Origin of the sequence: Desulfovibrio sp. 6_1_46AFAA, from assembly GCF_000224635.1 — a bacterium.
Taxonomy (GTDB): domain Bacteria; phylum Desulfobacterota; class Desulfovibrionia; order Desulfovibrionales; family Desulfovibrionaceae; genus Desulfovibrio; species Desulfovibrio fairfieldensis.
The window spans coordinates 52,857-63,448 of the sequence record NZ_JH114302.1; the positions used below are offsets into that span (position 1 = coordinate 52,857).

Sequence of the window (10,592 nt, forward strand, 5' to 3'; positions counted from 1 at the left end):
CTGTAAGCGTGGGGCTCAGTCGTCTTCGGCAATGACCGCGCTGCTCCTGACAGACGCAAGCCGCAGATCCTGGATGGCCCGATATTCTTCCGAGGCGAAGCAGGCTTCCAGCGCGGCTCTGTCCGGAAAACGGATCATAATCACCCGGTCCGGCCGCCAATCCCCGGCAAGATGCGCAAGCCGTTCGGTCCGCACCAGGTAGCGGCCGCCGTGACGTTCCACGATGGGCCTTACTTTCTTAATATAGGCGTCATAGAGCGGACGGGCGGCCGGATTGTCGAGCTGGATGCTGACTATGAAAAATGCCGCCATGGCCGATTCCCCCTTGGCCTATATGCCCAATCAGGCTTTGGTCTTGTTGGTTTCGGCGGACAGGCCCTGGCCCGGCTTGATGATCTTGGTCATGGTCGCCACCATGCCGGCGGCGTCTGCCACGTCGGCCGGGATGATCATGCTGTTGCCGGTCTTGGCCAGCTTGCCGAATTCGTTGATGTAGGCCTCGGCCAGCCGGAGCTGGGCCGCGGCCACGCCGTCGTTGCCCAGCTGGTCGCCCACGATGCGGAGGCCCTCGGCCGTGGCCGTGGCCACGGTGCGGATCTGGGCGGCCTCGCCCTCGGCCTGGTTGATGATGGCCTGCTTCTGGCCTTCGGACTGGGCAATGGCCGCCGCCTTGGCGCCTTCGGCCCGGTTGATCTGCGACTGCATTTCGCCCTCGGATTCGGCGATGGTGGCACGCTTTTCACGTTCGGCGCGCATCTGTTTTTCCATGGCTTCCATGACCGTGGCCGGGGGCGTGATGTCGCGAATTTCATAGCGCAGCACCTTGACCCCCCAAGGCGCGGTGGCCGCGTCCAGGGCCTCCACTACTTCCTGGTTGATGCGGGTACGTTCCTCAAAGGTCTTGTCCAGTTCCAGCTTGCCGATGACCGAGCGCAGCGAGGTCTGAGCCAGCTGAATGGCGCCCCATTCGTAATCGGAAATGCCGTAGGCGGATTTTTCCGGCGTGATGACCTGGAGGTAGAGCACACCGTCAATGTCCACGCTGACGTTGTCGCGGGTGATGCAGGTCTGTTTGGGCACGTCCAGCACCTGCTCCTTGAGGCTGCGTTTGTAGGCCACCACATCCACAAAGGGCAGCAGCAGGTGAAAGCCCGCGTAAAGCACCTTGTGGAATTTGCCCAGACGTTCCACCACATAGGCGGATTGGTTGGGCACCACAACGGCGGTTTTGATCAGAACGATGATGACCAGTACCGCCAGCAGGAACAGCCAGCCGAACTGACCAAAGGATTCAAAGAGGGACATAGGAGCTCCGGAATGGTTGTGCGTGAAGGGGGAGGGCGGGGCCGCAAGCCTGAAGGCAGCGTCAGCTTTGAAATTGGTACAATTTCAAAGCGAATCTGCTCTAGATCCGCTCTCCCGAAGGGCCGTCGAAAGGGGCCACCCGCAACATCAGCGCATCGCCAGGCTGGGTACCGAGCACGCGAACCGGGCGGCCTTCGTGGATTTCCGTTTCCGCCACGGCCCGCCAGAAGCTGCCGTCAATGCTCACCTCGCCCACTTCGCCGGGGCGCAGGGTTTTGCTGACCGTGCCTACGCGGTTCGTCAGGGGATGGGTCGGGGCATGGCCGCCCTGGTCATCGACCCGGTGGGCCCGGCCGCCGAAAACGGCGCGCAAATGGCGGCGCAGAAAAAGCAGGGTGAACAGGGAGACAAAGATGAACGTCACCAGCTGCCAGTTCAGGGAGAGGCCCAGCAGCGCGACGCAGGCTGTGACCCAAGCCCCGGCGCCGAAAAAAATCAGCACCAGGGTCGGGGCCATCAGCTCAATAAGCAGAAAAGCGAGACCCAGCAAAAACCAGAGCAGAGGCGCGCTCATGCCGCGCCTCCCGGACCGCGTACCCGCCGCAGGCTGAGGGCAGCGTCAACGTTGAGAATGTCACTTTTCAACGTTGATCCGCTGTTGTTGATCGGGAGCACGCGCCTACTGCTGCGGGCCCTGGTCGATATCAATGATCCGTGCCTGCAACCAGACATAGGCGTCCACTTCCTGGCCTTTTTCGGGCTCAAAGTCGCCCAGCACCATTTTGGAGACATAGAGCGCCAGGCGCATGGGCTCGCGGTTTTCAAAGGGAAAACTCAGATACAGGAGCTTGACCGGCATTTTTTCCAGCTGGCAGTCTTGGACTTCCTCAATGACGGCGCGCATCTGGTATTCGCAAAAGCGACGGCCCGGCATGATCATGTGGCGGCCCGCCACCTTGACCTTGAGCGGCGGCACGTCCAGACGGGATGCGCCGGGGTTTTCGGCCAGCCAGGCTTCGGCGTAGGCTTCAAATTTAGGGCCCTGGGTGATGGTCACCTCGTCCAGCAGGGCCTTGCGCAGGCCGTAGGCCAGACCGGCCAGCAGAAAAGTATGGGTGATGCCGGGCGTGAGGTCGTCACGGTCCCGCCCGTAGAGCGGGTCAAAGAACCACATGGGATTCTTGCCCTCGATCATGCTCACGGCCACATTGGCGCCCAGCCCGTTTTCCCAGGGGTGGGCTTCCTCCACGGTCAGATCGTTGGGCAGGCCGTCCAGCAGGGGCACGGCGCTGACCGGAGCCAGTTTGCCGCCTTCTTCCCCGGCCACCAGCACCGAGGCGCGCACGGGCTGGTCCTGGGGCCAGGCCAGCAGGATGTGATCCCTGCCGCCGCGCTTCCACTGCCAGGCGGGACGGGTGCCGCCCTCGTGCATGACCGTGCCCACCACCTGGGGCACCACCTCGGCCGGATTCTGGCCGGTGAGCACGGCCCAGGCGTCGCCCAGGCCTTCGAAGTGGGTGCGGTTCTTGCCTTCGAGCATGGCTTCCATTTCTTCGGGCGTGGGCTCCCGTCCGTCAGGCATCGCGCCGTCGGCCGGGCTCACCTGCACAAACTGCTCAGCGGCGGGCCGTTCGACAGCCTCTTCGGGCATTGTTTCCTTGCGTTTTCCGGGCATGCGAAAAATCCCCATCTGTGCGTCCCCGTCCTTCCGCTTCCCCGAAGGGGGAAGCGGAAGGACGGGACTCGACGTTATGTTCAGCGACGTCCGCCGCGATCACCACGGTCGCCGCGATCCCGGCCGCGTCCGCCGCGGTCATGCCGGTCGCCCCTGTCGCCGCGGTCGGAACGCGGCGGGCGGGCGGTTTCCTCGGGATTCCAGGGATGGCCCTGTTCTTCCAGGAGTACGGCCTTGCGGCTGGCGCGGATGCGGTCTCCGTTGATCTCAATGACCTTGACCAGCATGTCCTCGCCCAGGCGCGCCACGTCGCCGGGCTGCTCCACGCGGTTCACATCCAACTGGGACACGTGGACCAGGGCTTCCACATTGGGCAGCACTTCCACAATGGCCCCGATTTCCATGACCTTGCGGACCTTGGCCAGGTAGTTCTTGCCCAGGTCGGGGCGCTGGTCGTAGTAGGCCACCATTTCGCGGGCCTTTTCCAGGGCTTCGGCCGTAGGCGCGAAAATGGACACCCGGCCCGAATCCTCGATGTCCACGGACGCGCCGGTGGCGGCCGTGATAGCTTTGATGTTCTTGCCGCCGGGGCCGATGATCAGACGGATGATGTCCGGGTTCACAAAGACTTCGGCGTGCTGCGGCGCGAAGCGCGAAAGCTCCTTGCGCGGCTCGGCGATGGCCCTGGCCATTTCGGCCAGGATGTGCAGGCGGCCTTCGCGGGCCTGCCGCATGGCGGCGCGCATGATGTCCGTGGTCAGGCCGGTGATCTTGATGTCCATCTGCACGCCGGTCACGCCGTCGGCCGTGCCCGCGATCTTGAAGTCCATGTCGCCCAGCGCGTCCTCATCGCCCAGAATGTCGGTGAGCACGATGAATTTTTCGCCTTCCTTGATCAGGCCCATGGCCACGCCGGCCACCGGCGCGCTGACCGGCACGCCCGCGTCCATCAGCGACAGGGAGCCGCCGCAGACCGCAGCCATGGAGGAGGAACCGTTGGATTCCATGGTTTCGGCCACCACCCGCAGGGTGAAGGGGAAATCCGCGTCCGCCGGAAGAATGGGCCGCAGGGATTTTTCCGCCAGGGCGCCGTGGCCGATTTCACGGCGCGACACGCGCACGGGCTTCACTTCGCCCACGCAGTAGGGCGGAAAGTTGTAGTGCAGCATGAAGCGCTTGGTCACGTCGCCGGTGAGCGAGTCCATGCGCTGCTCATCCGTGGAGGAGCCCAGGGTGGCGATAACCAGGGACTTGGTCTCGCCCCGGCGGAACAGCGCCGAGCCGTGGGCCCGGGGCAGCACGCCCGTCTGGATCTGGATGGGGCGCACGCTTTTGGTGTCGCGTCCGTCGATGCGCGTGCCCTCGTTGACGATGCGGGCGCGCACCAGCTTCTTTTCCAGGTCGCCGATGATGTCGCCCACGCTCTTCAGCGCGGCTTCGTTCTCGGCCCAGGCCGGGTCGGCCTTGAGGGCCTCCATGACCTTTCCCTTCACGGCCTTGCGGGCGTCCTTGCGTTCCAGCTTGTCCGGCACGCGCAGGGCGTCCTCGATGCCGGCCTCGCGGGCCAGCTCATGCACCCGCGCCAGCAGGGCGGGATCGTCCTCATGCGGGGTGAAGGCCATCTTGGCCTTGCCGCAGAGTTCGCGCAGCTGAAGCTGGGCGTCGATGAGCGGCTGGATTTCCTTGCGGCCCCAGTCCAGAGCCTCGATGATTACATCCTCGGACAGGAAGCGGGCATCGCCCTCCACCATGGTCAGGGCGTCGCGCGAGGCCGCGAAAAGGATGTTCAGATCGCTCTGGGCCTGCTGCTCAAAGGAGGGATTGAGCACAAACTGGCCGTTGACCCGGCCGATGCGCCCGCCCGCCACCGGGCCCTCAAAGGGCAGGGGCGAAACCATCAGGGCCGCCGACGCGCCGGTCAGGGCCAGCACGTCGGACTCGTTCTCCTGGTCGGCGGAAATCACGCTGGCCAGCACCTGGACGTCCTCGTTCAGGCCTTTGGGAAAGAGCGGGCGGATGGGCCGGTCGATGAGGCGGGAAACCAGGGTTTCACGCTCCGAGGGACGGCCGATCTCGCGCCGGAAGAAGCTGCCGGGAATGCGTCCGGCGGCGTACATTTTTTCGGAATATTCCACCGTAAGCGGGAAAAAGCCCTTGTCGAATTCCAGGGGCTGGGAGCAGACCGTGACCAGCACCACCGTGCCGCCGCACTGCATCCAGACCGCGCCGTGGGCCTGATTGGCCAGACGGCCGCATTCAAAAATGACTTCCTTGCCGCCCACCTGGGCTGTGACCCTGGTGGGATTGAAAATATCCTGCAACATATGTGAATCCTTTGCTCGTGCGAAGGGGATTCCGGCAAAAGCGGGCAAATGAACGACAAATTTGCCTGATTTTCCCGGACCCCCCTTCTCTCGCGTTTGTGCCCCTGCGGGGCGTTCATGCAGCCGCATCCGCGTCGCGGACGAACCGTAAGCCGAATGCGGCAAGGGGGAGTCCGCGACTCCCCCTTTCAGCCAAAAAGTTTACTTGCGCAAGCCCAGTTTTTCGATAAGCGCGCGGTAGCGCTGAACATCTTTCTTCTTCAGATAGTTCAGGATCTTGCGGCGCTGGCCCACCAGCTTGAGCAGGCCGGTACGGGAGTGGAAGTCCTTCTTGTGCACCTTGAAGTGCCCGGTCAGGCCTTCAATGCGCGCGGTGAGCAGCGCCACCTGGACTTCCGGGGAACCCGTGTCGCCTTCATGTTTGGCGTGGGCGTCAATAACCGTCTTTTTCTGTTCCGCATCCATGACCACAGCAGTTCTCCTTGAGAGGATGAAGTTAGTTCCAAAGTCCCCGCAATACGGCCCAGCAGGGCCCGCCCGGCGCATCCTCGCGCCGCGCCAGAGCCAGGGCTTCGCCCTGGACCAGCAACAACGCCAAGTCGTCCTCCGCCGTCCCGTTATCGGACGGGGTTGCGGCGCAGGACACGGCAATGCCGTTACGGACCCGCGCGGCCTGTTCCGGCGTGAGCTCCACCCTGGGCCAGTGCGGCAGCGCCGCGGCGATGGGACGCAGGCTGGCGGCCAGCAGGGCGGGGTCAGCCGTGAGGTCCCGCAGGTCGCGGGCCGCGTCAAGGCCGAAGGGGTGACTATACTCCCGGGTCAGTTCCGTGAGCACGGCTCCGCACCCAAGTCGCATCCCCAAGCTGTGGGCCAGGGAGCGTATGTAGGTGCCGGAACTGCAAGCGACCCGAAAGCGCACAAACGGCAGGCTCACATCAAGCGTGTCCGCCTGTGAAATTTCCATGCGTTTGACCTTGGCCGGAGCCGCCGCGCCCTTGCGGGCCAGCTTGTACAGAGGCTGGCCCTCATGCTTTGCCGCCGAATAGGGCGGCACGGGCTGCTCGCGCGCTTCTTGCCAGAGGCTGATCTCGCGCCGCACATCGCCTTCGCTGACGTGTTCCCAAGGCGCTTCGGTCAGCACCTGGCCCTGGCTGTCCCAGGTGTCCGTGGTCCGGCCCAGGCGCAGAACGCCGCTGTAGACCTTGCCGCCGCCCGCCATCAGGTGCGAGGAGAGCTTGGTGGCCTGCCCCAGCAACACCAGCAGCACGCCCGACGCCAGGGGGTCCAGCGTTCCGGCGTGGCCGATTTTTTTCTGCCCCAGACGCTTGAGCGCCGTCAGGCAGCGGGCCGATGTGGGGCCCGAGGGCTTGTTCAGCACCAGCACCCCGTGCAATTGGGGCAGCTGGGGCGGGCGCGTTTGCGGCGCGGCGGCGGTTTCCTCGTTGGTCATACGCAAGCATGCACCATAGCCGCAGAGCGGCGCGAAGTCAAAACGTTATCTGTTATCGACAGCGGATCAGATATTGTCTTCCCGGTCCAGTTGCGCGTTGACGGCCGCCAGCAGGGCTTCCTCGGCCCGGTCCGGCGTCATCCTCAAGGTGCCGCCCGCCGCGTTGAGGTGCCCGCCGCCGCCCAGGGCGGCCGCGGCCGCGCGCACGTCCGTGGCGCCGTAGGAACGCAGGCTGAATTTGCACAGTTCCGGGCTGTCCTCGCGCAGCAGGGCCGCCGCGCGCACTCCGCCCAGACGCCGCAACTGCTCCACAAAGCCTTCCAAATCCTCTTTGAGGGCCCGGCATTGGCGCAGATCTTCCAGCAGCACCCGGCAGAAAGCTATCTCGCCGTTGCGTTCCAGGCGGGCGCGGTCCATGAGCCGTCCCCAGAGGCGCATGCGGCCCATGCTCCAGGTGTTTTCCAGGCGTTCGCGCAGCCCGGTCAGATCGCAGCCGTTGCGCACCAGATGCGCGCAGAGGGAAAAGACGTCCGCGCTGGTATTGCCGTGGCAGAAGCCGCCCGTGTCCGTGATGATGCCCAGGGCCACGTCGCAGGCCAGTTCGTTTTCGAGCGGCAGACCGGCGGCCAGGGCCACATAGGCCATGAGCTGGGCGGTGGCCGCCGCCTGGGGCTCCACCCAGTTTGCCAGGCTGCCCATGCCGTTCCCGCCCAGATGGTGGTCGATGTTCACGCTGGTGAGGCGCGGCAGGCGATCGGCAAGTTCACTGCCCAGGCGGTGGGGTTCGCCGCAGTCCAGCAGCAGGGCGCTGTGGGGCGTGAAAGGCAGATGCCTCAGGCTGGTGCGCACCGTGCCGGGCAAGGGGAAGAACTTCAGGTATTGGGGCAGGCCGGTGCTGCTGTAGAGTATGAATTCCTTGCCCATGGCGCGCAGGATATGCCCGGCGGCGGCCAGGGAACCCACGGCGTCGCCGTCGGGGTTGACGTGGCCGGACACCAGGACGCGGTCCACGCCCCGCAGGGCTTGGGCCATGCGTTGTGCGCCGTCCCGGAAGAACGCGGGAATCAGTTCAGTCTGCGGCATAAATCTCCACCTGGCTGCCCACCATTTCCTCGGAGCAGACCGCTTCCATCATCAGGGCGCATTTGTCCATGCGGCTACGGAGGTGGGTTTCGCTGTTGGAAATGGAAACCACGGCCAGACGCAGGCGGGTGAGGCTGTCCTCGGTGCCCGCTTCGGCGATGGCCACGTTGAATTTGTTGCGGGTTTTTTGTTTCAGGCTGTTGGCGACGCGGCGCTTGGCCTTGAGGTTGTCGTTGCCGTCCAGGCTGAATTCGACGGTCAGAACCGCCATGAACATGGGCATAAAAGCTGTGCCTTGGCTTGGGGCCGTTAATACGCCCTGGTTATTTGACGAAAAGCAGCTTTTTCATGCTGCCTGCGTCAGCAAAATTATATTGTTTCCTTGGCAACATAAAAAATTTTTTAAGGAAGCTGACGACCAATGATGCCGGGAGGGAGAATCGTAGAGCAGGTATCGCGCGTGGTGATGGTACCGGCAACTTTTTTCAGCGTTGAGCGAAGCACCCTTGCTCCGCCGAAGCGGAGCGGAGGCGGATGGCCCGTGCCGAAGAATGCGGTAAAAATAAGAGTTTCTTTTGCAGGCAAGGAAGCGGCGCGGTTGGGATACGCAACGTACTCAGGTACGTGAGCGTCCCAACCGCGCCGCTGACGCAGCCAGCGGAAGAAAAACCGTTTTTCGCCGTATAACCCGGCAATCCAACCAGGCCGTAACCCGGCTTCCAGCCTCTACAGCGTCGCCGCTTCCTCCACGGTCTCGAAGGCTTCAATAATGTCGCCGATCTTGACGTCGTTGAAGTTCTCCAGACCCACGCCGCATTCATTGCCCTTGACCACTTCCTTGGCGTCATCCTTGAAACGCTTGAGGGACGAGATCTTGCCGGTATAGACCACCACGCCGTCGCGCAGCAGGCGCACCCCGGCATTGCGGGCGATCTTGCCGTCCGCCACATAGGAACCGGCAATGACGCCGATCTTGGGCACGCTGAAGGTCTCGCGCACCTCGGCCTGACCCAGGTAGACCTCGCGCTGCACCGGGGCCAGCAGGCCGGCCATGGCGCTCTTGATGTCATCCACCAGCTTGTAGATGATATCGTAGAAGCGGATGTCCACGTTCTCGTGCTCGGCCACATCCTTGATCTTGGACGTGGGACGCACGTTGAAGCCGATGATGATGGCCTTGGAGGCCGACGCCAGCAGAATGTCGGATTCCGTGATCGCGCCGGTGCCGCCATGCACCACGTTGAGGCGCACCTTGTCCGTGCTCTGCTTGTTCAGAGCCTCGGTAATGGCTTCCAGGCTGCCCTGCACGTCGGCCTTGACCACCAGATTGAGGGTCAGGGTTTCCTGATCCGAAGCCCGCTGGGAGAGGAACGTTTCCAGCGTGACTCGGGATTCGGAGGCCAGATCGCGTTCGCGCTGCTTGGCCGCGCGGGAATCGGCGATGCGGCGGGCCAGCTTTTCGTCGGCCACCACAAAGAATTCCTCGCCCGCCACGGGCACGCCCTCAAAGCCCTGCACTTCCACGGGCAGGGAGGGTCCGGCTTCCTTGACCTTCTTGCCCTGGTCGTTGGTCAGGGCGCGCACGCGGCCCGAGAAGGGCCCGCAGACGAAGTTGTCGCCCTGCTTGAGCGTGCCTTCCTGAATCAGCACCGTGGCGATGGGGCCGCGGCCCTTGTCCAGCTTGGCTTCCACAATATGGCCGCGCGCGGGTTTGTCCGGGTTGGCCTTGAGCTCCATGATTTCCGATTGCAGGGCCACCATTTCCAGCAGGTCGTCCAGGCCCAGGCGGGTCTTGGCCGAAACCTTGGCCACAATGGTGTCGCCGCCCCAATCCTCAGGCTGGAGACCCAGCTCGGCCAGCTCGCGCAGCACGCGGTCCGGGTCGGCGCCAGGCTTGTCCATTTTGTTCACGGCCACCATAATGGGCACGTTGGCCGCGCGCGAGTGGTTGATGGCCTCGCGGGTCTGCTCCATGACGCCGTCGTCGGCGGCCACTACCAGGATGACCAGGTCCGTGACCTGCGCGCCGCGCGCCCGCATGGCCGTGAAGGCCTCGTGGCCCGGCGTGTCCAGAAAGACAATTTCGCCGCGCTTGGTCTTCACGTGGTAGGCGCCGATGTGCTGGGTGATGCCGCCCGCTTCGCCGCGGGTCACGTTGGATTTGCGGATGGCGTCCAGCAGCGAGGTCTTGCCGTGGTCCACGTGACCCATGATGGTCACCACCGGCGGGCGCTGCTTCAGGGTTTCGGGCGCGTCGGCCTCCTTGGGCAGGAGATAGTCATCCTCAGAGAAGCCCGCCTTTTCCACTTCGTAGCCGAACTCGGCGGCCACCAGGGTGGCGGTGTCGATGTCCAGGGACTGGTTGATGGTCGCCATCACGCCCAGGCCGAAGAGCACCTTGATGATTTCATTGGCCTTGAGGCCCATCTGATGGGCCATGTCCGCCACGCGGATGGCTTCCGTGACGCGGATCTTGCGCTTGGCCGCCTTCAGGGGCTGGGTGGCCTGGGGCAGATTCACGGGCTTGCCGCCCTTGCGGCGGCCCTTGCCCCGGTTCAGGCGCGGCGAATCATCGTCGCTCTGGCGGCGGGCGAAATCTCCCTGCTGGAAGTCCACGGTACGGCGGCCCTTGAGCCGTTTTTTCTTGCTCTGACCGTCACGCCCGTCAGTGGGCTGGGCGGGCGCGGGCTGGCCGAAACCGCCGGGCCGTCCGGGACCACCGGGACGCGGGGCGCCCGTGCCTCCGGGTCTGCCA

Annotated in this window: 10 protein-coding genes; all 10 read right to left on the reverse strand. The window is 64.4% G+C overall.

All coding sequences use genetic code 11. The features are described from left to right. Positions 1-15: 15 nt before the first annotated feature. Positions 16-312, reverse strand: a complete 297-nt coding sequence (locus tag HMPREF1022_RS06945; protein WP_009302526.1) for a DUF1330 domain-containing protein — start codon at positions 310-312, stop codon at positions 16-18. 30 nt (positions 313-342) lie between these two features. Continuing rightward, positions 343-1,305 (reverse strand): SPFH domain-containing protein, encoded by a 963-nt coding sequence (locus HMPREF1022_RS06950; protein WP_008683138.1) that lies wholly within the window; start codon positions 1,303-1,305, stop codon positions 343-345. A gap of 100 nt (positions 1,306-1,405) precedes the next feature. Next, positions 1,406-1,879: an NfeD family protein gene (locus HMPREF1022_RS06955; protein ID WP_008683139.1), complete on the reverse strand. Its 474-nt coding sequence runs from the start codon at positions 1,877-1,879 to the stop codon at positions 1,406-1,408. 105 nt (positions 1,880-1,984) lie between these two features. Beyond that, on the reverse strand, positions 1,985-2,980 hold the full coding sequence (locus HMPREF1022_RS06960) for a hypothetical protein (protein ID WP_008683140.1): 996 nt from the start codon (positions 2,978-2,980) through the stop codon (positions 1,985-1,987). Between the two features lie 80 nt (positions 2,981-3,060). Continuing rightward, complete coding sequence (gene pnp / locus HMPREF1022_RS06965; protein ID WP_147568428.1) at positions 3,061-5,301, reverse strand: polyribonucleotide nucleotidyltransferase; 2,241 nt, start codon at positions 5,299-5,301, stop codon at positions 3,061-3,063. Positions 5,302-5,505: 204 nt separating this feature from the next. Next, a complete protein-coding gene (gene rpsO / locus HMPREF1022_RS06970) occupies positions 5,506-5,775 on the reverse strand; it encodes a 30S ribosomal protein S15 (RefSeq protein WP_008683142.1) in 270 nt (89 codons plus the stop codon). A 25-nt stretch (positions 5,776-5,800) separates the two neighbouring features. Further along, entirely contained in the window at positions 5,801-6,754 is a 954-nt protein-coding gene (gene truB / locus HMPREF1022_RS06975; RefSeq protein ID WP_008683143.1) for a tRNA pseudouridine(55) synthase TruB, read from the reverse strand. A 66-nt stretch (positions 6,755-6,820) separates the two neighbouring features. Next, positions 6,821-7,837, reverse strand: coding sequence for a DHH family phosphoesterase (locus tag HMPREF1022_RS06980; RefSeq protein WP_009302527.1), 1,017 nt, complete (start codon positions 7,835-7,837; stop codon positions 6,821-6,823). Next, on the reverse strand, positions 7,824-8,114 hold the full coding sequence (locus HMPREF1022_RS06985; RefSeq protein ID WP_035061128.1) for a DUF503 domain-containing protein: 291 nt from the start codon (positions 8,112-8,114) through the stop codon (positions 7,824-7,826). The genes HMPREF1022_RS06980 and HMPREF1022_RS06985 overlap by 14 nt, the downstream gene beginning before the upstream one ends. Before the next feature lie 449 nt (positions 8,115-8,563). Then, on the reverse strand, positions 8,564-10,592 hold a 2,029-nt coding region (gene infB / locus HMPREF1022_RS06990; RefSeq protein ID WP_009302528.1), incomplete at its 5' end, for a translation initiation factor IF-2.